Genomic DNA, 20,561 nt, shown 5'->3' with positions numbered 1-20,561 from the left:
GAGACGAAACATGGCGAATGCTAAAGGGAAAATTACCCAGGTGATCGGGGCCGTCGTTGACGTGCAATTCGACGACCACCTGCCGGAAATTCTGAACGCGCTGGAAACCGACAACAACGGCAACAAGCTGGTGTTGGAAGTTGCTCAGCACTTGGGTGAAAGCACTGTCCGCACGATCGCGATGGACTCGACCGAAGGTCTGGTTCGCGGTCAGGAAGTGTCGGACACCGACGGTCCAATCATGGTTCCAGTGGGGTCCAAAACACTGGGCCGTATCCTGAACGTGGTTGGTGAGCCAGTGGACGAAGGCGGCCCTGTCGAGGCCGAAGAAAAGCGCGCAATTCACGCACCAGCGCCTGAGTTCGCGGAACAGTCGACCGAGTCGGAAATCCTCGTGACAGGCATCAAGGTCGTTGACCTTCTGGCGCCTTACTCGAAGGGTGGTAAAATTGGCCTCTTCGGCGGTGCCGGCGTGGGCAAGACCGTTTTGATCATGGAACTGATCAACAACATCGCAAAAGTGCACTCGGGTTACTCGGTGTTCGCGGGCGTTGGTGAACGGACCCGTGAAGGTAACGACCTGTATCACGAGATGATCGAATCCAACGTGATCAAGCCAGACAACCTCGAGGAGTCGCAGGTGGCTCTGGTTTACGGTCAGATGAACGAACCTCCAGGGGCGCGTGCACGTGTTGCTCTGACGGGTCTGACGCTGGCGGAACAGTTCCGCGACGCATCGGGTACCGACGTTCTGTTCTTCGTCGACAACATCTTCCGCTTTACGCAGGCGGGTTCCGAGGTGTCGGCGCTTCTGGGTCGTATTCCTTCGGCGGTGGGTTACCAGCCAACACTAGCCACCGACATGGGCGCGATGCAGGAACGTATTACGTCGACCAAATCGGGTTCGATTACGTCGATCCAAGCGGTCTACGTCCCTGCGGACGACCTTACCGACCCCGCACCGGCAACCACCTTTGCGCACCTTGACGCCACGACCGTTCTGTCGCGTGCGATCTCGGAACTGGGTATCTACCCAGCTGTGGACCCGCTCGACTCTTCGTCGCGTCTGATGGACCCACAGATTGTGGGCGAAGAGCACTACCAAGTGGCTTCGGACGTTCAGCAAATCCTTCAGCGCTACAAGTCGCTGCAAGACATCATCGCCATTCTCGGGATGGACGAACTGTCGGAAGAGGACAAACTGACCGTGGCACGTGCGCGGAAAATCCAGCGCTTCCTGTCGCAGCCGTTTGACGTGGCGAAGGTCTTTACCGGTTCTGACGGTGTTCAGGTTCCGCTGGAAGACACCATCGCGTCGTTCAAGGCCGTTGTTGCCGGCGAATACGACCACCTGCCAGAAGGCGCCTTCTACATGGTTGGCGGCATCAATGAGGTGATCGCCAAAGCCGAGAAGATGGCAGCTGAGGCAGCGTAACGATGGCCAACGCAATGCAATTTGACCTGGTCAGCCCCGAACGCCTTTTGGCGTCATTCGAGGCGACCGAGGTCCAGATCCCAGGCGCGGATGGCGACCTGACGGCGATGGCGGACCACGCCCCCGTCATCACCGCTCTTCGCCCCGGTGTTCTGGTGGTCAAGGCAGGCGACGGTGACCACAGCTATGCGGTCACCGGCGGCTTTGCCGAGATCACACCTGCAGGCACATCCGTTCTTGCAGAGCGCGCAATGCCAATTGCAGACGTCACCGCATCTGACATGGATGCGATGATTTCCGAAGCGTCGGACGCAGCATCTGCTGCTTCGGGCGACGCCAAGGACGCAGCCGACAAGCTGGTTGCTGATCTGCAGGCCCTGAAAGCGGCCGCTGGCGTCTAAGCCGTGCGCGCCACAATCAGGCAGGAATAGGGCCCCACGCGGGCCCTTTTTCATTTTGTCGGTAAATTCTTGCCATGCTTGGGGTTTATTGATCTGTCCCGATACGGAACAAGACAGCATGAAGCGATTACGAAACCATCTTATCGGTGTGGATCAGGGAGATTTAATCCTGTTCTCCGATTTCGAGAATGGCGGACCCATGTGGACCGGCAGCGGGCCTCGTGTGTCGCGCACCTCTGTCACGTTTTCAGAGTCGTTTCGCACTGTTCCCAATGTGCAGGTTGGTCTGTCGATGTGGGATTTGGACGGTGCATCCAACGTGCGCACCGACATCAGCGCAGAAGACATCACGACAACTGGATTCGAAATCGTGTTTCGAACGTGGGGTGACAGCCGTGTGGCGCGTGTGCGGGCCAATTGGATGGCTATTGGAGAGTTGCGCGACTCCGATGAGTGGGACCTTTATTGATTGTTCCGCTTGTGTGGTGGTCGTCCCCACTGCGCGGTGTGCGCTGCCGCACTGACAAATCCGGCACCTTAGATCAGCCTGATCGCGGTATCAGGAGGGTTTCGCATGTCTTTGGCGCATTTGATTGTCACCGGCACACCTGTGCAAGCTACGGCCGTCGATGACAGCGCTGTTGGCGACGGTGGTAAAGAGATCACCGATATCAAAGCGGTTTTGACCGCGTTCGGCGTTGATCCGACGCAGGCGAAATCCAATCTGCCTACAGTGGTCAAAGGCTCTGTCAGCCATGCGCCCTCTGGCGCAGTGCAAGACCCGGCTGGAAGCGCCGTAGGTGCCAAAGGGTTTGGGGCAGGCGGCGGATCGCGTGCGATCTATGACCATTTCAACAATCTTCCCAACAAGGTCGATCATCTGGAGTTCATTCCGCAGATGGATTTTGGGCAGTCTGTGCAAAATGACAGCCAAGGTGAAGGGAAACGGGTCATCCATACCCATTCGCCAATGCTGGGCGGCAAACCTGACATTGACCTGAACAGGGGACGGCAATTGGCGGCGATTGCCAACGGCTATTTCACTGCCATGGAGGCCTTTAACGCGGCTGATGGATCGGCAGGGGATGTTCTCAACCTTGTCCCGATTTCCTCGGTGATTTTTGCAGGCGAGTTTCGGACGCGGAAGCCGGGTTACCCGGGCAATGGACACTTGCATCCAAGTTATAGCCTAACAGCCATTCTGTTGGCGGCTGACGCCATGGTTCAGGCTGGGGCGACCACACCACCCATGACCATTTACTACTTTGATGCAGGCCCTGCTGCAGACGCGCAGGCGATTGCGGCTGCGTTCTAGGCCCGGTCGCCGACAGACAAGACGTGTCGCTAACCTGACGCCACCTTGCTCGGGGAAGGTGCCGATCAGGGAGGCTGCGCCAATGTCTGACTATGTTGATGACGCCGAAGCGGAGCGTTGGAACCATCACCCGGGCATGGTGAGCTTGAACCCGCTGTTTGCGTGGCCACCCGATCCGATGGCTGTGGTCCGCTGGTATCGCGGTGCGTGGTTTCAAATCACGGCGGTGTCCATTCCGTTTCTTTTGGCGGTCATTGTCTGGTGGGCGCTAATTCCGCCACTGGCCGCGATGGAGACCTTTGCCGTTGGATGGATGGCGCAGGTTTGGCTAGCCAATCTGCTGCCACAGGTCCTCGTCGCGGGTGGGCTGCACTGGTGGCTGTACAGTCGCAAAGGGCAGGGGCAGGTCAAGAAATTCGACAGCCGCGATTTGGCCTATAGCAACGGCACCTTCACCTTCGGCAATCAGCTTTGGGACAACGTGTTCTGGACGCTTGCGTCGGCGATTACCGTCGCGACGGTGTACCAATGGGTGATCTTCTGGGTGATGGCCAATGGCTGGGTGCCGGTGGTGACGTTTGCAGAAAACCCGATCTGGTGTGTGTTTTGGCTTGCGCTGATCCCGCTTTGGTCAGGGCTGCATTACTACTGGGCGCATCGTCTGGAGCATCATCCGATGCTTTATGCCCGCGTGCATGCGTTGCACCATCGCAACGTGAACATCGGACCTTGGTCCGGCATCTCGAACCACTGGTACGAGAACATCCTGTATTTCTCGGGCTATTTCATCCACCTGGTGATCCCGTCGCATCCGTTCCACGTGATGTTCCACGCCATGTTTCAGCAAGTCAGCCCGGTCATGAGCCATTCGGGATTCGAAAAAATCATGGCAGGCGACACCGAGGCCGCGAAGGCGGGGGATTTCTTTCACCAGCTTCACCATCGCTATTTCGAGTGCAACTATGGCACGTCCGAGCTGCCGTTCGATAAATGGTTTGGGACGTTCCATGATGGATCGGCCGAGGCAACGACCCGGACCCGTACGCACAAAAAACAGATGTACACACGGTAAGAAAAGGTGGCGATCGCCATGAAATTGTATTGAGATGTGATGCAAGCTGGCACCCAAGGCCGTTCGCTATGGAGGCTGCGGACAGAAACCGATTTGGAAAGGTACTAGAATGCAGTCGAATTCAATTGCCGCCGCAGCGCTCGCCTGCGCCTTAACGACTGCGCTAGCGCTCCCTGTGGAGGCTGCGCGTGAAAAGAGTTTCGTCGGATCTTGGACGTGTCAGGTCAAGGGTTCAAATGGCACCGCGAATAGTCGATTAGAGGTTTTTGAGGATGGAACCGTTGCGGGATTAACAACGGTGACCATGGTCTCCGCCATAACAGAGACGGAAGTTGTCATTCGCTATCAAACGTCTTGGAGTGTGGATGGAGACACGTTCCTGGAAACGCTTACCCATGCGAATGTGCAAAAAGTGACGGTCGCTGGTGTCAACGCCACGGCAGAGCGCTATGCTCAATTTCGGTCGAGTGTTAAGGAACAGATCGGTGTCCGCGATGTCTACGCCATCAACTCAGTCACCCGTACATCCTATCAACTCACAAACAAGCTGAACGGGAATTCATCAATCTGCACGCGCGCCTGACCAGCTTGGGCTCCGCCCGTTCGCACCTCAAAAGGTCCAATGGACCTTTTGTCAGCAAAGCGGATCCGGTGCTCACTCCCAGTCGTAGAGGCCTTCGTAGATTGGGCCGAGCGTGCTCAGGTCAAAGAGCGAGGAAACCGACGTGCCGTTCCAGATGTTCAGGATGCCCTGAGCAAAGATCGGAGCGGTGGGAACGATGCGGATCTTTTTGCAATTCTTGACCGGCTCGGGGGCCTCGATGGTGTCGGTGATGACCAGAGATTTCATGACCGAATTTGTGATCCGTTCGACGGCGGGACCAGAGAGGACGCCGTGTGTGATGTAGGAATGCACCTCGGTTGCACCGTGCTCCATAAGAACTTCAGCTGCCTTGCAGAGCGTGCCTGCGGTGTCGGCAATGTCGTCCACGATCAGGCATTTCTTGCCTTTTACGTCACCAATCACGGTCATCTCGGCGACTTCGCCGGGCTTGTTACGGCGTTTGTCGACGATGGACAGCCCCGCACCGATGCGTTGCGCCAATTCGCGCGCACGTGCTACGCCGCCGACGTCCGGTGACACGACCATGACGTCGTCCATGTTCTTGAAGTTGTTTTTGACGTCGAGCGCAAAGATTGGCGAGGCATAGAGGTTGTCGACCGGAATATCGAAGAAGCCCTGAATCTGCGCTGCGTGGAGGTCCATGGTCAGGACCCGCTCTACGCCAGCTTCCACCAGCATGTTCGCCACAAGCTTTGCCGTAATCGGCGTGCGTGCCTTGGTCCGGCGGTCCTGACGGGCATAGCCGAAATAGGGGATCACTGCCGTGATCCGCTGAGCCGATGACCGCCGCAAAGCGTCGGCCATGATCAGCAATTCCATCAGGTTGTCATTGGCCGGGTTCGATGTCGGCTGGATGATGAACATGTCTTCGCCACGGACGTTTTCGTAGACCTCGATGAAGATCTCACCATCGTTGAAGCGTTCGACACGTGCATCGAGGAGGCCGATGCCCATGCCCCGATGCATCGACATGCGCCGCGCAACCGCGCGGGCCAGTGTCATGTTTGCGTTGCCGGAAATCAGCTTTGGTTCGACTGATGTCGCCATGTCCCAGGTGTCCTGTTTTGTCCCATGCCAGATGTGACCCGTCATGTCCCCTGAGTCGCTGGCGTTGACACCCCCTAGCACGGGGCTAGGCTCCGCTCCAAGGACACAAAAGGTGCCCCGTTAATTCAGGGAAAACAGCCACCATGGCGCATATCGACTACTACTTCTCGACAATCTCACCCTACACCTACCTCGCAGGCACCCGGATGGAGGAGGTGGCCGCCAAACACGGCGCGACGATCGCTTACAAGCCGCTGGATATCATCGCCTTGTTTTCGCGCACGGGGGGCACGCCGCCAAAGGATCGTCACCCATCGCGGCAGGAATATCGCGCGCAAGAGCTTGTCCGTCAGGCCAAGAAAGTTGGGATGCCGTTTAACCTGAAGCCTGCACATTGGCCGACGAATCCAGCACCGTCCTGCTACGCGTTCATCGCAGCCGCAAAGACCGGCGAAGGCGATCTGGGCGCGCTGGTGGCGTCATTTACGTCCGCCTGCTGGGCCGAAGAGAAGGACATCGCGCAGGATGATGTGATCAAGGACTGTCTGACGCGGGCAGGCTTTGATCCGGGGTTGGCCGACAGTGGGTTGCTCGCTGGGGCTGAGGAATACGCGCGCAATCTGGAAGATGCGGTGAGCGCCGGGGCCTATGGAGCGCCGTTTTATATCACGGATGATGATCAGCGGTTCTGGGGGCAAGATCGCATTGAGGATCTGGACCTCTATCTGTCAGGCAAGCTGTGACGCCAAACCATGTGCGGCGGGGTGATGGGCCGCCGATCCTCTTGATCCATTGCGCTTTGGCGCATCTTGGCGCGTGGGCTGGCGTGATGGCTGGGCTGCGCGATCATCAGGTATTGGCCTATGACCTGCCGGGGCATGGTGGATCACCGGCATGGGACAGGGCGCTGGATTATCAGGCGCAATCTGTGGACTGGGCCGCGTCTTTGCTAAGCGGTCCGTCTCACGTGGTCGGTCATTCCTTTGGAGGAACTGTAGCGCTGAGGTTAGCCGTCGAGAGACCGGATATGGTGGAACGGCTGACCCTGATTGAACCGGTCTACTTTGCAGCAGTGCGGGATCACGATGCAGACGCCTTTTCTGCGCACGAAGCGTCGTTTGAGCCGGTAGTCGCAGCGTATGAAGCTGGTGATCTGCGCGAGATGGCGCGGGCCTTCACCGCGCTTTGGGGGACCGGCAAGCCGCCCTCTGAGGCGGAACTGGATCAGTTGTCCGGGCAAATGCCGATGATCATCGCGCAGGGTGACGGGATCACGGGGGATAGTGGCCGTGTCTTTGCGCCGGGTGTGTTGGAGCAGTTAGACTGCCCGGTCCATCTGGTGCGCGGGTCTGACACGCAGCCGATTGTGCCAGCAATCCACAGCGCGATCATGGCGCGGTTGCCGCAGGCGTTTGAGACCGTGGTTCAGGGCGCAGGGCACATGGCCCCAATTACCCATGCCCGAGATGTGGTGGCCGCTATCCGGCGGTCATGAGCGCGAGGAAGGCGTCGACATCTTCGTCTGTTTTCGACCAATCGCAGACGAGACGGCATAACACCTGTTCGTCGTCTGGCCCATCGGCATCGCCGAAAAGGTAATAGCGTGCGCCAGCGGCATGGAGACGGGTGTGTATCGCGCGCGGGAAACGCGCGAAAAGCAGGTTTGAGCCGGACGTGTAGTCGAGCGATGTGTCAGGGTGATCCGTGATCCCGGCGGCGAGCCGTGCGGCTGCGCCGTTGGCACTCTGCGCCATGTCGATCCAAAGCCCATCGCTCATGTAGGCATCCATCTGGGCGCTGAGAAACCGGTGTTTGGACCAAAGATGCGCGCCGCGTTTTCGGCGCAGCTCGAACTCCCACGCGTGTTTCGGGTCAAAGAAGATTGCGGCCTCGACACCAAGACACCCGTTCTTGGTGCCGCCGAAAGACACCGTGTCGATACCTGATTTCCAGGTCATCTCGGCCGCGGTGCAGTCGAGATGGACCATCGCGTTGGTAAAGCGCGCGCCATCCATATGCGTGGACAGACCGTGGTCATGGGCGACCTGCGTCAGCGCGCGGATTTCCCCTAGCGTGTGTGCGGTGCCTTTTTCGGTGGCTTGCGTGATTGAGACAGGGCCGCGTTGTGCCGTGTGAACGTCCCCACCCGGGCTTTGTGCGATAGCGGCACGCAGGGCCTCTGGCGTCATTTTGCCATCCGGGCCATCGACAAGGCGCAGTTTCGCGCCGCCTGCGTAGAATTCGGGCGCGTTGCATTCGTCGTCTTCGATATGGGATGTCCGGTGTCCGTAGATGGCGTCCCAAGGGTTTGCCAGCGTCGCGAGGATCAGGGCATTGGCTGCGGTGCCAGTCGCGACGAAATAGACGGCGGCGTCTGGGGCCTCGAACACCTCACGGATGCGGGTCACGGCACGGGCGTTCAGCTCATCGGCGCCATAGGGCATGGCAGGGCCTGTATTGGCATCAACCACGGCTTGCATGATGCGCGTGTGGGCTGGTCCGGTGTTGTCAGAGGCGAAGGTGAGGTTTGGCATGAGGCGCATTGAAAGCGGTGGGCGGCGATTGTCAAATGTACTGAGGGGAGCACATCGACCAGCCGTTAAAGATGCTGTTCCGCTCTAGACCCTAAGTTAAGACCAGCGGGTCACTCATCCGGGATAATGTGATCTTCCCATTCTTCTTCAGGAACCTCAAACTCTGGCACCGTCCACCCCTGCACGGAGATGCCGGCGTCATGCACCGTCTGTGCGGTGCCACTGATCAGCGGGTGCCAATCGTGGAGCTCGCCTCCGTAAAACAAAATCCTGTAGGCACAGGTTTTGGGTAGCCAATAGGCGTGCTGTTCAATCGTGGCGGGGGTCATGCGAATGCATTCGGGCACGAATTGGTGGCGGATGTCGTATTGCGCGCAGCGGCAGGTTTCCCCGTCCAGCAGGCGGCAAGCGACGCGTGTCAGGGCGACCTCGCCAGTATCGGGATCTTCCAATTTGTTGAGGCAGCAGCGTCCGCAGCCATCGCAGAGTGCTTCCCACTCCTTAGGCGTCATGTTTTTCAGCGGGACGCGTTCCCAATAGCGGTCGCGCAGCCCCGCGCGGTCGATGGGGTCGCTCATAGCGCGCTCAGAATATCTCGGGCGGAGTCGCAATCGGCGGACATCTGGGTGATCAGTGCGTCGAGGCTGTCGAATTTCTCTTCGCCGCGGAGATAGGACACAAGACCGACCGATAGGTTTGCACCGTAAAGGTCACCTTTGAAATCGAAGATAAAGGTTTCGCAGTTCGGGATGTTTTCGCCAAACATGGGGCGCACTCCGATAGAGGCGGCTCCGTGATAAGTGCCCGCATGGGTGCCATCCAACACATCAACGACCACAGCATAGACGCCAAAGGCCGGTGGGTGCAGGCCCGCAATGGACATGTTGGCCGTGGGATATCCCAGCTCTCGTCCGCGTTTTTCGCCGTGGATAACCGGGCCTACGATCCGGTGCCAGTGGCCCAACATCTTGGCCGCATCCGCCGGGCGTCCTTCGCCAAGTGCCTTGCGGATGTTGGTGCTGCTGACCTCAGTTTCACCAAGCCCGACAAGAGGGGCAACGGTGACGTCGATGCCTGCGGCCCTGCCAAGTTCGACAAGGGTGTCGGCGTTGCCCGCACGGTTTTTTCCAAAGAAAAAGTCCTGACCGACCACAACATGGCGCGCCCCGATGCCGTCGAGCAGGATGTCGTTTACAAAGGCCTCGGGCGTCAGCGCGGCAAGATTGGCGGTGAAGGGCATCTCGAACAACAGATCGACGCCCAGTTTCTCGAGCCGGTTTGCGCGGGCTTGTGCATCTGTCAGACGAAAAGGCGGCAAATCCATTTGCCGATGCTCGGCAAAAAACTGGCGCGGGTGGGGTTCGAACGTGACCACGCCCAGCGGCGCATCCGGCTGGCGCGCGATGTCGATGACCGCTTGGTGGCCCAGATGCACACCGTCAAAGTTGCCCACGGCGACACTCGCGCCACGGGCATCTGATGGGATCGAAGAAAGGCTTGTATAGCGCTGCATCACCGGTGACGTATCCCGCCGCATCGGGCGGGACAAGACCGGGAAGCGGTTTGGTTAGTCGAACTTGCGCGACGGGGCCAGAACGGTGGCTTCCCCCTTGAGGACCTTCTTGCCGTCCACCTCGCAATAGGTGTCCATGGTGACTCGGCGCTTGGCATAGTCGATGGCGGTCACTTCGACCTCTGCCTTGACCAAATCGCCTGGGCGCACCGGTGCCATGAATTTAAGCGTCTGGCCCAAATAAACGGTGCCGTGTCCTGGCAACTGTTCTCCGATCACAGCGCTGATCAGACCGGCGGTCAGCATTCCGTGGGCAATGCGGCCCTCAAAAATGGTGTCATGCGCATAGTCATCATCGAGGTGGACCGGATTGTGGTCTGTCGAGACCTCGGCAAACATCTCGATATCTTTATCGGAGACGATCTTGTGCAGGTGGCGTTTCATGCCGACCTCAAGGTCTTCGATAACGATGGTCCCGCGGGGCATGTTGTCCAGCATCTGTTGATTCCTACACGTAACAAAAAGTCAGTGAGGAACGTATAGGCGAAATATTATTACTTTGCAAACGCAGAAAAACGTCTTGCGACTATCGTAGGTAGCCAATTGAGTAAGTTGGCGCGAAACCTGTGTCGGAAAGGTAACGGTTCAGGGCTTCGGTATCCGGCTGTGTACCGGTTTTCGTTTCCTTGGCGGCCAATCCGCCTGTGATAAACAGGCTGTCGAGGTCTTCACCCACCGCGCCCTGCACATCGGTATTGATTCCATCGCCGATGCAGAGCGTTAGTCCGTCGGAGATATCCTTGCCCATTGCTGCGGTGCGGCGTCGCGCCAGATCATAGATCGGTGGGTGCGGTTTTCCAAAATACAGGCTCTCACCGCCCATCTTGGTGTAAAGCCGCGCTAGAGCCCCCGCGCACCATTCCCGGCTTTCGCCACGGTCTACAACGATATCCGGATTGGCGCAGAGCAATTTCATCCCCTTTTGCTTAGCGTAAAGAAAATCGGCACGGTTCACCTCGGGGTCCGCGTGCGGGTCGAACGGACCGCAGCACACGATCCCTTCAGCCTCATCCAACGGGACCTGCGTAATGGTGACCGGGTTCTCTTCGAGTGCGAGTGGCTCGAAAAACGCCTGATCATGGTCTTCGCCAATGAAATAGACCTTTTCGCCGACGGCCCCTCGGAACATCGCCGAACGGGCGCTGTCGCCAGAGGTGGCGATGTCATCATAGCTGTCACGCGGCAGGCCCATGCGGTCGAGCTGTTTTTGAACAGACCCGCGTGGACGCGGGGCGTTCGTCACCAATATCACGGTTCCGCCTTTTGCACGAAACGCCTGAAGCGCGGCCACGGCATCGGGGAAAGGTTCGTAGCCGTTATGGACACATCCCCAGAGGTCGCAAAACAACAGGTCATAGCGGTCTGACACTTCGGACAGGTTTGTGATGATCTGCGTCATGGGTTGGCCTCACGTTGTCTATGCAATGGGTAGACCCAATCCCTGCCAAAGGCGCAAGGGTGCAAGGCGGCACAAAAAAAGGGCGCTGAAATCAGCGCCCTTGATCTTGTTGACGTTGATCTGCCGATCAGACTGCCAGGTTCGGGATGATCTGCTTCTTGCGGCTCATGACACCGGGAAGGACGACGGTGTCGCCATCGACGGTTGCGTCGAACGATTTCTCGGCAACGGTCTTGGTCAGGTCGTTCGGGATCAGCATGGTCGCTTCTTCGTTCAGGATATCCACGACGAAAAGAAGAACCTGATCAACGCCGTCCTCGGACGCGACGGTTTTCATCGATTCCATCAGGCTGTCTTTGCGGTCCAGCACCATTTTCGGCGCGGTGGTTTCCAGAACCGAAACACGGAATTTGGTGTCGCCCACGGCGTATTCCTTAGAGTCCATGCGCAACAGTTCCGCATCGGAAAACGCACTGACGTCGGATTTGGCTTCGAACATCTCTGACGCGTATTCGGAAATCTCGACGCCCAGATCCTGAGCCAGGTCCCATGCAATGGCTTTGTCTTCTTGCGTCGTGGTGGGCGAGCGGAATTCGAGCGTGTCGGACAGGATGCAGGACAGCATCGCGCCTTTGATCTCGGTTGGCATTTGCGCCATGTCCTTGCCGATCATCTTCCACATGATCGTGGCCGTGCAGGCAACGGGCTCGATGCGGATTTCGATAGGGCCCTTGGTTTCAATTCCGCCAACCAATTTGTGGTGGTCGATGATGCCCTGAATGTCGGCGCCATTGATATTCGCAGGCAACTCAGCAGGGTTGTTCGTATCGACGATGACAACTGCTTCGTCGTCGGCCACGTCTTCGATGATTTCTGGCTTATCAAGGTTCCAACGCTTCAGCATGAATGCGGCTTCGGTGTTGGGTTCACCCAAAAGAACTGGCTTGGCTTCGGTGCCTTTGATCTGGTTGAGGTACCACGCCCAAATGATAGGCGAGCCAGTCGAGTCCGTGTCAGGCGATTTGTGGCCGAAAACTTTGATGGTCATGGGGATGAGTCCGTCGAGTTGGGAGAAATATTGAAATCGCGTGCCTCATAGCCCCAGCGTTCAAAGATGTCACGAGGGGGCGCGGTGAGGGCGCGGGATTGACGCATTCCGACAATGATCCTAGGCTGCATGCACCTTAGAGGAGTGCTCTGCACATGGACAAGCTGGCCTGAGACCGCCCAATCCTGAAGCCGCGTGATCGCGGCGTCCCCTCTGAAGGAGTGCCTGGCAATGGACCTGCATCGCTGACCGCAATGCCCGGGGTTTTCTGATCCCATTTCAATTCTGTCCAAGAGGCCAATCATGCCTGATACATCTAATAGAACCGCCAAGGCGGACCAATCCTATGTTGCGCAACGCCCGTTGCCAGACGTCCTGAAGCGCAAATCCGAGCGTCCACGTTTTGATCCGCGGGTCTTGCCGCGCGGCAAGGGCGATCCGGCTGGCAAGCAACGCGGTGGGCGTCCGCCGCGCTTTCCCGGACGGACGGGCGGGCGGTAAAACCGCTTGAAACAGGGTTGCGCGTGGGGTTCCCTTGCGCAGCCCCATTGTGACGGATCACGCATGCGCGAAGCTGACCTTTACCCACCGATCAAGGCCTACCTGCAAAGGCAGGGCTATGAGGTGAAAGGAGAGGTGGGTGCCGCGGATATCGTGGCGCTGCGCGGGGGTGAGCCGCCGGTCATCGTTGAGCTCAAGATCGGGTTTTCGCTGACCCTGTTTCATCAGGCGATTGCACGGTTGGCGGTGTCGGATCAGGTCTATATCGGCGTGCCGCGACCCAAAGGGCGCAAGGCGCTTCGAGACAATCTCGGGCTATGCCGCAGACTTGGTCTGGGGCTTTTGACCGTGCGCGATGACGGGATGGTCGAAGTGCAGGCCGACCCGGGTCCTTATGCGCCCCGCAAAAACAAAAAGAAGTCGGCGCGTTTACTCCGCGAATTTGCCCGACTGGAAGGTGACCCTAACGCCGGGGGTGCAACGCGACACGGCATTGTCACGGGCTATCGGCAAGATGCGGTGAAATGCGCGGCCTATCTCGCGAATACCGGACCAGAGAAAGGCGCAATCGTCGCCAAGGCCACGGGCGTTAAGCAAGCCACAACGCTGATGCGGGATAACCACTATGGTTGGTTCTCCAAGGTCGAAACCGGCGTTTATGCCCTGACCGATGCGGGCCAAAAGGGGCTTGCTGATTGGGGGGATGTGCTGCCGTCCGAGGATTGAAGTGCATTGATTTCAAGAGCTTGCCGTGGCCTTGGAAATCCGTGCTAGGCGTTTTGCATGGTATTTGTTAGACTTACGAAAAAATGGGCAAAAAGCCCGCATAACAATTGAGGCGGACAGAAAATGCATGATTATTCCTCGATGTTCGAGGCCCATGATAAGGGCCGCGAACGCCGAACCCGCGTGGCACGGAACCTTGCTTCGCTTTTGATCAAATATCACCAACCCAAGAGCGTTATCGACCTTGGCTGCGGCATGGGGTTCTTTCTGTCGGCGATGAAGGTGCATGGTGCCGATATTCACGGTGTCGACGGACCTTGGGTGGCGGATCTGGACTGTGCTGTCGACGACAGCGTGTACACCATTCATGATCTGAACGCGCCATACCGCACGGAAAAGCGGTACGAGATGGCCAGCTCGCTCGAGGTGGCGGAGCATCTGAACGCAGAACGGTCAGACGACTTTGTGGCGGAGCTTACCGCGTTGTCAGATTACGTGCTGTTTTCCGCTGCAATCCCGGGTCAAAAGGGCGCTGGCCACATCAACTGCCAATGGCAGGGAAACTGGGCGGAACGCTTTGCCTCTCACGGGTATCGCTGTTTTGATCCGTTCCGCCGTCAGCTTTTTGCGATGGAAGAAATGGCGATCTGGTTCAAACAAAACCTGCTCTTCTTCGTGAAAGACGGCGCTCCAGTCAGTGATCTGCTTGCGGAACATGAGATCATGCCAGAGGCGGCCACCTATGTGCTTCCCAAATTCTACAACAAACGTGTGAACCATCTGGTCAAACAACTGGCCCGCACGCGTGGCGAATTGCGAACTACCCAAAAGGCATTGTCAGAGGCTGAGGACAGGCTTGCCGAACAGGGACCTCTAAGCAAAGGCATTGCCGCCGAATAGCGCGTTAGCGAAACGCCGCAGAAAACAGCGATAGATCAAAGAGCGGCGCAGTGCGCGCTGCGCCGACCGCGTAGCGAAAGGTGATACCCGCCGACGCACTGTCTTCACCTGCGCCGATAAACGCATGCGCTGTGCGCCCTGCAGAAAGCGAATAATCCGCCCCAACACGCAATTCATTCGTGTGGCCGTATTGGTCATCATGCGTCAGCGCAGCGCTGAGGGCCCAGTTGGGCGAATAGGAATGCCTCAGACCAATTTGCGCACTCTCACGGTCAAGGTCTGCGCCATCTATATGATCAACGGCGGCAAAGAAGTCTGTGTCAGGCATGCCGGCCAAAGGAGTGGTCGTGGTCAACCCCAGATAGGTTGCGGTGTCGATGGGGGACTCGAAAGCCTCTGCAATCGCTTCGACCCGCGTGGCGCTGTCGTCCCACAAAAAATGCAGGCCAAGGCTGTCGGTCTCTTCGCGTTCGATCTTGATGTAGCTCGCGGATGCGCCCAGCGTCAGGTCTGGCGACATGCGGACGGCAGTCAGCAAGCGCAGGTTCTTGAACCCGTCTGTGTCATCGACGCCGTCAATGCGATCATCGTTCCCGAAAAAGCCCCAGTCGAATTGAAGCGACACGCCCCGTCCGAAATCAAACGCGGAAGCACCGCGCAATTCGACGATGGATGCGCTGTTGTCGCCCACGTCGGCAACGGTTGTCCCGAAGGTTAATTGTGTTCCCGAAAGCCCCTGTGGATGGGCGTCAAAGCCATGGGCCAATACCTGAAAGGGAAGAGCGGAGAATATAAGGGGAAGGATAAGTCTGTTCATTGGGTCGCAACCTTGGGTAGTCGAGATCGACCTAGGTATGGAAGCAACATTGTGCAACTGCAGCATTTTCGCTGTTGATTGCGTCGGCGGGGAATGGCGCATGGGCGAAGGCGCGCGTCTGGGTGGGACTGCTGCAGCGAAAAGCAAGAATTCTTCCTAGAAGTTTGCAGGCAGATGTTGACTCACCGCTGCGTGATCCATACTTCCCCGTCCGTTAGCACTCACCATGAGGGAGTGCTAAAGGGAGAAACTTTGATCTAAGGAGCATCAAAGATGGCATTGAAGCCGCTTCACGATCGCGTTCTGGTGGAACGTGTTGAGAGCGAGGAAAAGACCGCTGGTGGTCTGATCATCCCCGATACCGCGAAAGAAAAGCCTGCTGAAGGCCTGATCGTCGCTGCTGGCGAAGGCGCTCGCAAAGACTCGGGTGAACTGATCCCGATGTCTGTCAAAGAAGGCGACAAGGTTCTGTTCGGCAAATGGTCGGGCACCGAGGTCACCGTCGACGGCAAAGAGCTGCTGATCATGAAAGAAAGCGACATCCTGGGCATCCTGTCGTAATCGACAGTCCATCCCCAACGCTTTCCCGAAAACTCAAATTCATAGGAGCTGAATAATGGCTGCTAAAGACGTCAAATTTGACACCGCCGCCCGCGATAAGATGCTGAAAGGCGTCAACATCCTGGCCGACGCTGTCAAGGTCACGCTGGGCCCGAAAGGCCGCAACGTGGTTCTGGACAAATCCTTCGGCGCACCACGCATCACCAAAGACGGTGTGTCGGTTGCCAAGGAAATCGAACTCGAAGACAAGTTCGAAAACATGGGCGCACAGATGGTGAAGGAAGTTGCTTCCCGCACCAACGACGAGGCGGGTGACGGTACAACGACCGCAACCGTTCTGGCGCAAGCGCTGGTCAAAGAAGGCATGAAGTCGGTTGCGGCTGGCATGAACCCGATGGACCTGAAGCGTGGCATGGACATGGCGACCGCCGCCGTTGTCGAAGCCATCAAAGGCGCAGCACGTGAAGTCAAAGATTCTGACGAAGTTGCACAGGTCGGCACCATCTCGGCCAACGGCGAAGCTGAAATCGGTCAGCAAATCGCTGGCGCGATGCAGAAAGTCGGCAACGAAGGCGTGATCACCGTAGAAGAGAACAAAGGTCTGGAAACCGAGACCGATGTCGTCGAAGGCATGCAGTTCGACCGTGGCTACCTCTCGCCATACTTCGTGACCAACCCGGACAAGATGACTGCAGATCTCGAAGACTGCATGATCCTGCTGCACGAAAAGAAACTGTCGTCGCTGCAGCCAATGGTTCCACTGCTGGAAGCCGTGATCCAGTCGGGCAAGCCTCTGCTGATCATCGCAGAAGACGTCGAAGGCGAAGCGCTGGCGACCCTCGTGGTCAACAAACTGCGCGGCGGCCTGAAAATCGCAGCTGTCAAAGCACCTGGTTTCGGCGACCGCCGCAAAGCCATGCTGCAAGACATCGCGATCCTGACCGGTGGCCAGGTGATCTCGGACGATCTGGGCATGAAGCTTGAGAACGTCACGATGGACATGCTGGGTAACGCCAAGCGCGTCGGCATCACCAAAGACGAGACAACCATCGTCGACGGTGCAGGCGAAAAAGCCGAGATCGAAGCACGCGTGACGCAAATCCGTCAGCAAGCTGAAGAAACCACTTCGGATTACGACAAAGAAAAGCTGCAAGAGCGTGTTGCGAAACTCGCCGGCGGCGTTGCAGTCATCCGCGTTGGCGGCATGACCGAAGTCGAAGTGAAAGAGCGTAAAGACCGCGTTGATGACGCACTGAACGCAACCCGCGCAGCCGTCCAAGAGGGCGTTGTTGTGGGCGGTGGTGTTGCTCTGGTCCAAGGTGCAAAAGCACTGGACGGCATGGAAGGCGCCAACAGCGACCAGAACGTCGGCATCAGCATCGTGCGCCGCGCGATCGAAGCGCCTCTGCGTCAGATCGCCGAAAACTCGGGCGTCGACGGTGCAGTCGTGGCGGGCAAAATCCGCGAGAGCGACGATGTGACCTTCGGCTTCAACGCGCAAACCGAAGAGTACGGCAACATGTTCGACTTCGGTGTCATCGACCCCGCGAAAGTGGTCCGCACCGCGCTGCAAGACGCAGCATCGGTTGCAGGTCTGCTGATCACCACCGAGGCGATGGTTGCTGACAAGCCAGCCAAAGAAGGCGCAGCTGCCGGTGGCGGCATGCCCGACATGGGCGGCATGGGCGGCATGATGTAAGACGGTTTTTCGCAGTCGCGAAAAACCTGTGTGTTGGTGACAGGCGATTTTGTTCGCAAAATCGGCCAAGAACCACACCGTCAGTCAAAAAAGAGGGCCTCGCGGAAACGCGGGGCCCTTTTCGTTTGATGTGGTCGCCTCGGCGATTTGTTTGGCTTAGGACCAGCGCGACCTGAAAGGGGATGCCATGCCACGCGATTCTGTTTTTCCTGCCGGTATCGAAGGTTTTCTAAGCCAGTTCGATGGGTTTCAGGTGCGCCCCGGAATTGTTGACCTGCATGGTGACGGTTTCGAACGTCACCTCGCCCCCAGACGCGGCGCATTAAAGGATCTGCGACAAGGGTTTTATGCCTTGGACGCAGAGCTTGCCGCGTCCGGGGTGACGACCGCCTATCTTGCCCAATTCTGGTCCTGGGAAGGCGGTATGAGGGGGCCTGATTTCGCCAAGCGCATGATCGCGACGCTGGCAGACATCCGAGATGAATTGCGAACAGACATGCGCATCCAATTGCGCGTGGAAATCAGTCTGATTGACCAGTTTGATGACATCCTAAATTTGGTCGAGTCCGCGGGGATTGGCTATGTCGTGTTGAACGATCATTTGCCGCACAACGCCTTGGCGAAAGGGAAACGCCCACCGCGCCTGACAGGGCAGGCTCTGAAATCCGGCCGCTCACCCGAGGCGCATCTGGCGCTTTTGCAAGACCTGCATGCGCGGCAGGCGTCGGTTCCAGATGCGGTAAAGCAGTTTGTGTCCGACCTGCGCGCGCGCCGTGTTCGCGTAGGCAGCCATGATGATGCAAGCGCAACGGCGCGGGCGTGGTATGCTGATGCTGGGGCAGATATCGCCGAGTTTCCAGTGACGTCAGAGGCTGTCGATGCGGCGCGTGACGGCAACGCCCCAGTGATCTTGGGCGCGCCCAATATCGTGCGGGGCGGCAGCCATGGTGGCGGTTTGGTCGCGCGGGACCATGTCATCCGCGGTGCCTGCGATGTGTTGGTTTCTGATTATCATTATCCGGCCTTGGCCAACGCCGCGCTGGCCTTGGACGCGGACATGCCGTCTGGGCGCGCGTGGGACCTGATCTCGGCAAAGCCTGCGGCCGTCATGGGATTGGCGGATCGCGGCGTGATTGCCCCCGGCTACCGCGCCGATATCGTCGTAATGACCCCAGATAACCGGATTGTCGGCACCATGGTCGCGGGGCGGTGGAGTTTCATTGCCGGCGAATTGGCTGATCACCTTGGAGTGTGATAGCTTTTCATTTCCCGCGCGCCGCGTCATGCAGGACGCATGAAGGTCTTTTTGCTGACAGCGGTGACGATGGTCGCATTCGCCTCGAATTCTGTTCTGGGGCGGGTTGGATTGATTGACGGCGAGACCGGGCCAATTGCCTTTGCCGCGATCCGGATCGCCGCGGGGGCGTTGATGCTCTCTGTTTTGATGACCCTCCGTGGGCAATCACAAAGACGGTCGGTTGAGGCGCGCGCAAAGGGGGCAGGGTCACTCCTGCTTTACGTGCTGGCGTTTTCTCTGGCTTACGTGACTTTGCCCGCCGGTCTGGGGGCGCTGATCCTGTTTGGTGTCGTGCAGCTAACCATGTTTGCAGGTGCGCTTTATACCCGCGAGGTGATCCCTTTGGCCCGCTGGTTGGGAATGGCGATGGCCTTTGGTGGGTTGGTTCTCTTGTTGTGGCCTTCGGGCGGAGGTGCGCCTGATCTGGTTGGGTCGCTCCTTATGGCAGTATCCGGTATTGGATGGGGGCTTTATTCCCTGTTTGGGCGGGGGCAGTCTGATCCGCTTGGTGCGACGGCTGGAAACTTTCTGTGGACAGTGCCTGCGACGCTGTTGGCGTGGGCGCTTGTGCAGGATGGGGTTACGCCAATGGGCGCGGTCTGGGCGATCATCTCGGGGGCGATCACTTCGGCGCTGGGCTATGCGCTGTGGTACACTGTCTTGCCGCAGTTGAAATCAACCAGCGCAGCGGTGGCGCAACTGACTGTCCCCGTTATCGCCACAGCGGGCGGGGTTCTGTTTCTGGGCGAAGACCTGACCCTTCGATTCATGATCGCGACACTGATCGTTTTGGGCGGCATCGCGGTTGCGTTGACGGCCTCGGCCAAGCGTGCGTGACGTAACGGTGTGTTTTGGGTCCAAGCGGGTGATGTCTACATGAGTTTTATGAAACGACTATTGCTGAGTTTTTGGGTTTTGATCGCTCCTGCCGCTGCGGCGGCGGATTGCGTGGTGTTGTTGCATGGCCTCGCGCGGACGGACGCATCGCTCTGGGTCATGGATATGGCGCTGAGCCGTGACGGTTATGAGACCGTGCGCCCAACCTATCCATCGACCGAACGCCCGATTGAAGACTTGATCTCGGCCGTCCCACAAGCGGCTGCGATGTGTCAGAGCACGCCCGTGCATTTCGTGACCCATTCCATGGGCGGCATTCTTGTTCGCGCGTGGCTTGCCCAAGGCCCGCATGAGAACGTCGGACGGATCGTGATGCTGGCCCCGCCGCACCAAGGATCGGAACTGGTGGATGAACTGGGTGAGATCGCCCTTTTTGACTGGATCAACGGTCCAGCGGGACAACAACTTGGGACCGGTGATGGGTCTGTGCCAAACCAACTGCCGCCACTCGCTGGCGAGGTGGGGATCATTGCGGGCAATCGCTCTGCCAACCCGGTCTATTCAGGCCTGATTGATGGGCCTGACGATGGCAAGGTGTCTGTGTCATCGACCCGGATTGCCGGGATGGATGATCACATCGTTTTGCCCGTCACGCATACCTACATGATGGTGAACCCGCTAGTGATTGATCAGGTCGAGGCGTTCCTTGAAACCGGGCAATTTGATCGAACACTGACCTATTCCGAGGCTTTGTTCGGCCAATGAGCCGGTGGC

At 58.2% G+C, this 20,561-nt stretch carries 24 protein-coding genes; 16 read left to right on the top strand and 8 right to left on the bottom strand.

The annotated features are described in order from the left end of the window. The first annotated feature begins 10 nt into the window (after positions 1-10). The 6 genes from atpD to FE702_RS18775 all read left to right on the top strand — a co-directional run bounded on the left by atpD (position 11) and on the right by FE702_RS18775 (position 4,806). A complete protein-coding gene (gene atpD / locus FE702_RS08680) occupies positions 11-1,435 on the top strand; it encodes a F0F1 ATP synthase subunit beta (RefSeq protein ID WP_147125847.1) in 1,425 nt (474 codons plus the stop codon). Positions 1,436-1,437: 2 nt separating this feature from the next. Beyond that, positions 1,438-1,836, top strand: coding sequence for a F0F1 ATP synthase subunit epsilon (locus FE702_RS08675; protein ID WP_147125846.1), 399 nt, complete (start codon positions 1,438-1,440; stop codon positions 1,834-1,836). Positions 1,837-1,954: 118 nt separating this feature from the next. Then, positions 1,955-2,305 (top strand): H-type lectin domain-containing protein, encoded by a 351-nt coding sequence (locus FE702_RS08670; protein ID WP_147125845.1) that lies wholly within the window; start codon positions 1,955-1,957, stop codon positions 2,303-2,305. 105 nt (positions 2,306-2,410) lie between these two features. Continuing rightward, on the top strand, positions 2,411-3,151 hold the full coding sequence (locus FE702_RS08665; protein WP_147125844.1) for a hypothetical protein: 741 nt from the start codon (positions 2,411-2,413) through the stop codon (positions 3,149-3,151). Positions 3,152-3,233: 82 nt separating this feature from the next. Further along, positions 3,234-4,223: a sterol desaturase family protein gene (locus tag FE702_RS08660; protein WP_147125843.1), complete on the top strand. Its 990-nt coding sequence runs from the start codon at positions 3,234-3,236 to the stop codon at positions 4,221-4,223. A 298-nt stretch (positions 4,224-4,521) separates the two neighbouring features. Beyond that, on the top strand, positions 4,522-4,806 hold the full coding sequence (locus FE702_RS18775) for a hypothetical protein (RefSeq protein ID WP_222611794.1): 285 nt from the start codon (positions 4,522-4,524) through the stop codon (positions 4,804-4,806). A 72-nt stretch (positions 4,807-4,878) separates the two neighbouring features. Here the strand turns inward: FE702_RS18775 and FE702_RS08650 are convergent, their stop codons facing one another. Beyond that, positions 4,879-5,895 (bottom strand): ribose-phosphate pyrophosphokinase, encoded by a 1,017-nt coding sequence (locus FE702_RS08650; RefSeq protein ID WP_147125841.1) that lies wholly within the window; start codon positions 5,893-5,895, stop codon positions 4,879-4,881. 143 nt (positions 5,896-6,038) lie between these two features. On the opposite strand from FE702_RS08650, the gene FE702_RS08645 reads away from it, so the two are divergent. Together FE702_RS08645 and FE702_RS08640 are read left to right on the top strand one after the other, a co-directional pair. Further along, positions 6,039-6,638 carry a 2-hydroxychromene-2-carboxylate isomerase gene (locus tag FE702_RS08645; RefSeq protein WP_147125840.1) on the top strand — a complete coding sequence of 200 codons (600 nt, stop codon included), beginning with the start codon at positions 6,039-6,041 and terminating at the stop codon, positions 6,636-6,638. After that, a complete protein-coding gene (locus FE702_RS08640) occupies positions 6,635-7,390 on the top strand; it encodes an alpha/beta fold hydrolase (protein ID WP_147125839.1) in 756 nt (251 codons plus the stop codon). The genes FE702_RS08645 and FE702_RS08640 overlap by 4 nt, the downstream gene beginning before the upstream one ends. Here FE702_RS08640 and FE702_RS08635 read toward each other — a convergent pair. The 6 genes from FE702_RS08635 to FE702_RS08610 all read right to left on the bottom strand — a co-directional run bounded on the left by FE702_RS08635 (position 7,374) and on the right by FE702_RS08610 (position 12,449). Next, positions 7,374-8,429 carry a threonine aldolase family protein gene (locus FE702_RS08635; protein WP_147125838.1) on the bottom strand — a complete coding sequence of 352 codons (1,056 nt, stop codon included), beginning with the start codon at positions 8,427-8,429 and terminating at the stop codon, positions 7,374-7,376. The two genes, FE702_RS08640 and FE702_RS08635, sit on opposite strands and share 17 nt — an antisense overlap. 110 nt (positions 8,430-8,539) lie before the next feature. Beyond that, the gene (locus FE702_RS08630) at positions 8,540-9,007 is read right to left on the bottom strand and encodes a YcgN family cysteine cluster protein (RefSeq protein ID WP_147125837.1); all 468 of its coding nucleotides are present in this window, start codon (positions 9,005-9,007) and stop codon (positions 8,540-8,542) included. Then, positions 9,004-9,942: a bifunctional riboflavin kinase/FAD synthetase gene (locus FE702_RS08625; RefSeq protein WP_147125836.1), complete on the bottom strand. Its 939-nt coding sequence runs from the start codon at positions 9,940-9,942 to the stop codon at positions 9,004-9,006. Before FE702_RS08625 ends, FE702_RS08630 begins: the two co-directional genes overlap by 4 nt. A 54-nt stretch (positions 9,943-9,996) precedes the next feature. Then, positions 9,997-10,440: a MaoC family dehydratase gene (locus tag FE702_RS08620; protein ID WP_147125835.1), complete on the bottom strand. Its 444-nt coding sequence runs from the start codon at positions 10,438-10,440 to the stop codon at positions 9,997-9,999. Positions 10,441-10,528: 88 nt separating this feature from the next. Beyond that, positions 10,529-11,401, bottom strand: a complete 873-nt coding sequence (locus tag FE702_RS08615) for a TIGR01459 family HAD-type hydrolase (protein ID WP_147125834.1) — start codon at positions 11,399-11,401, stop codon at positions 10,529-10,531. A gap of 127 nt (positions 11,402-11,528) precedes the next feature. Then, positions 11,529-12,449, bottom strand: coding sequence for a manganese-dependent inorganic pyrophosphatase (locus FE702_RS08610; protein ID WP_147125833.1), 921 nt, complete (start codon positions 12,447-12,449; stop codon positions 11,529-11,531). 303 nt (positions 12,450-12,752) lie between these two features. Between FE702_RS08610 and FE702_RS08605 the strand changes: the two genes are divergently transcribed. From FE702_RS08605 to FE702_RS08595, 3 genes are all read left to right on the top strand, one after another. Next, a complete protein-coding gene (locus FE702_RS08605) occupies positions 12,753-12,950 on the top strand; it encodes a hypothetical protein (protein ID WP_147125832.1) in 198 nt (65 codons plus the stop codon). 63 nt (positions 12,951-13,013) lie between these two features. Then, positions 13,014-13,676, top strand: coding sequence for a DUF2161 domain-containing phosphodiesterase (locus FE702_RS08600; RefSeq protein WP_147125831.1), 663 nt, complete (start codon positions 13,014-13,016; stop codon positions 13,674-13,676). A gap of 123 nt (positions 13,677-13,799) precedes the next feature. Next, complete coding sequence (locus FE702_RS08595; protein ID WP_147125830.1) at positions 13,800-14,576, top strand: methyltransferase domain-containing protein; 777 nt, start codon at positions 13,800-13,802, stop codon at positions 14,574-14,576. Between the two features lie 4 nt (positions 14,577-14,580). On the opposite strand, the gene FE702_RS08590 is transcribed toward FE702_RS08595, so the two are convergent. Then, complete coding sequence (locus FE702_RS08590; RefSeq protein ID WP_147125829.1) at positions 14,581-15,393, bottom strand: hypothetical protein; 813 nt, start codon at positions 15,391-15,393, stop codon at positions 14,581-14,583. A gap of 273 nt (positions 15,394-15,666) precedes the next feature. Here FE702_RS08590 and groES point away from each other — a divergent pair, with 273 nt between their 5' ends. The 5 genes from groES to FE702_RS08565 all read left to right on the top strand — a co-directional run bounded on the left by groES (position 15,667) and on the right by FE702_RS08565 (position 20,552). Beyond that, the gene (gene groES, locus FE702_RS08585) at positions 15,667-15,954 is read left to right on the top strand and encodes a co-chaperone GroES (RefSeq protein ID WP_147125828.1); all 288 of its coding nucleotides are present in this window, start codon (positions 15,667-15,669) and stop codon (positions 15,952-15,954) included. A gap of 55 nt (positions 15,955-16,009) precedes the next feature. Further along, positions 16,010-17,653, top strand: a complete 1,644-nt coding sequence (gene groL / locus FE702_RS08580; protein ID WP_147125827.1) for a chaperonin GroEL — start codon at positions 16,010-16,012, stop codon at positions 17,651-17,653. Between the two features lie 187 nt (positions 17,654-17,840). After that, a complete protein-coding gene (locus FE702_RS08575) occupies positions 17,841-18,908 on the top strand; it encodes an alpha-D-ribose 1-methylphosphonate 5-triphosphate diphosphatase (protein WP_147125826.1) in 1,068 nt (355 codons plus the stop codon). A 39-nt stretch (positions 18,909-18,947) separates the two neighbouring features. Beyond that, positions 18,948-19,787: a DMT family transporter gene (locus FE702_RS08570; protein WP_147125825.1), complete on the top strand. Its 840-nt coding sequence runs from the start codon at positions 18,948-18,950 to the stop codon at positions 19,785-19,787. Between the two features lie 39 nt (positions 19,788-19,826). Next, positions 19,827-20,552: an esterase/lipase family protein gene (locus FE702_RS08565; RefSeq protein WP_147125824.1), complete on the top strand. Its 726-nt coding sequence runs from the start codon at positions 19,827-19,829 to the stop codon at positions 20,550-20,552. Positions 20,553-20,561 lie beyond the last annotated feature (9 nt).

Origin of the sequence: Shimia ponticola (genome assembly GCF_007995215.1) — a bacterium.
In the GTDB taxonomy this organism is placed as follows: Bacteria; Pseudomonadota; Alphaproteobacteria; order Rhodobacterales; family Rhodobacteraceae; genus Shimia_B; species Shimia_B ponticola.
This window is presented reverse-complemented; position numbering and strand designations above follow the sequence as displayed.

Excerpts from the sequence above, each read along its gene's own strand:
- FE702_RS08575 (WP_147125826.1), top strand. The coding sequence starts at position 17,841 with ATGCCACGCGATTCTGTTTTTCCTGCCGGTATCGAAGGTTTTCTAAGC.
- FE702_RS08670 (WP_147125845.1), top strand. The coding sequence starts at position 1,955 with ATGAAGCGATTACGAAACCATCTTATCGGTGTGGATCAGGGAGATTTA.
- FE702_RS08650 (WP_147125841.1), bottom strand. The coding sequence starts at position 5,895 with ATGGCGACATCAGTCGAACCAAAGCTGATTTCCGGCAACGCAAACATG.
- FE702_RS08595 (WP_147125830.1), top strand. The coding sequence starts at position 13,800 with ATGCATGATTATTCCTCGATGTTCGAGGCCCATGATAAGGGCCGCGAA.
- FE702_RS08610 (WP_147125833.1), bottom strand. The coding sequence starts at position 12,449 with ATGACCATCAAAGTTTTCGGCCACAAATCGCCTGACACGGACTCGACT.
- FE702_RS08660 (WP_147125843.1), top strand. The coding sequence starts at position 3,234 with ATGTCTGACTATGTTGATGACGCCGAAGCGGAGCGTTGGAACCATCAC.
- FE702_RS08620 (WP_147125835.1), bottom strand. The coding sequence starts at position 10,440 with ATGCTGGACAACATGCCCCGCGGGACCATCGTTATCGAAGACCTTGAG.
- FE702_RS08625 (WP_147125836.1), bottom strand. The coding sequence starts at position 9,942 with ATGCAGCGCTATACAAGCCTTTCTTCGATCCCATCAGATGCCCGTGGC.
- FE702_RS08630 (WP_147125837.1), bottom strand. The coding sequence starts at position 9,007 with ATGAGCGACCCCATCGACCGCGCGGGGCTGCGCGACCGCTATTGGGAA.
- FE702_RS08605 (WP_147125832.1), top strand. The coding sequence starts at position 12,753 with ATGCCTGATACATCTAATAGAACCGCCAAGGCGGACCAATCCTATGTT.
- groES (WP_147125828.1), top strand. The coding sequence starts at position 15,667 with ATGGCATTGAAGCCGCTTCACGATCGCGTTCTGGTGGAACGTGTTGAG.
- FE702_RS08565 (WP_147125824.1), top strand. The coding sequence starts at position 19,827 with ATGAGTTTTATGAAACGACTATTGCTGAGTTTTTGGGTTTTGATCGCT.
- FE702_RS08665 (WP_147125844.1), top strand. The coding sequence starts at position 2,411 with ATGTCTTTGGCGCATTTGATTGTCACCGGCACACCTGTGCAAGCTACG.
- groL (WP_147125827.1), top strand. The coding sequence starts at position 16,010 with ATGGCTGCTAAAGACGTCAAATTTGACACCGCCGCCCGCGATAAGATG.
- FE702_RS08645 (WP_147125840.1), top strand. The coding sequence starts at position 6,039 with ATGGCGCATATCGACTACTACTTCTCGACAATCTCACCCTACACCTAC.
- FE702_RS08635 (WP_147125838.1), bottom strand. The coding sequence starts at position 8,429 with ATGCCAAACCTCACCTTCGCCTCTGACAACACCGGACCAGCCCACACG.
- FE702_RS08590 (WP_147125829.1), bottom strand. The coding sequence starts at position 15,393 with ATGAACAGACTTATCCTTCCCCTTATATTCTCCGCTCTTCCCTTTCAG.
- FE702_RS08570 (WP_147125825.1), top strand. The coding sequence starts at position 18,948 with ATGAAGGTCTTTTTGCTGACAGCGGTGACGATGGTCGCATTCGCCTCG.
- atpD (WP_147125847.1), top strand. The coding sequence starts at position 11 with ATGGCGAATGCTAAAGGGAAAATTACCCAGGTGATCGGGGCCGTCGTT.
- FE702_RS08600 (WP_147125831.1), top strand. The coding sequence starts at position 13,014 with ATGCGCGAAGCTGACCTTTACCCACCGATCAAGGCCTACCTGCAAAGG.
- FE702_RS08615 (WP_147125834.1), bottom strand. The coding sequence starts at position 11,401 with ATGACGCAGATCATCACAAACCTGTCCGAAGTGTCAGACCGCTATGAC.
- FE702_RS08675 (WP_147125846.1), top strand. The coding sequence starts at position 1,438 with ATGGCCAACGCAATGCAATTTGACCTGGTCAGCCCCGAACGCCTTTTG.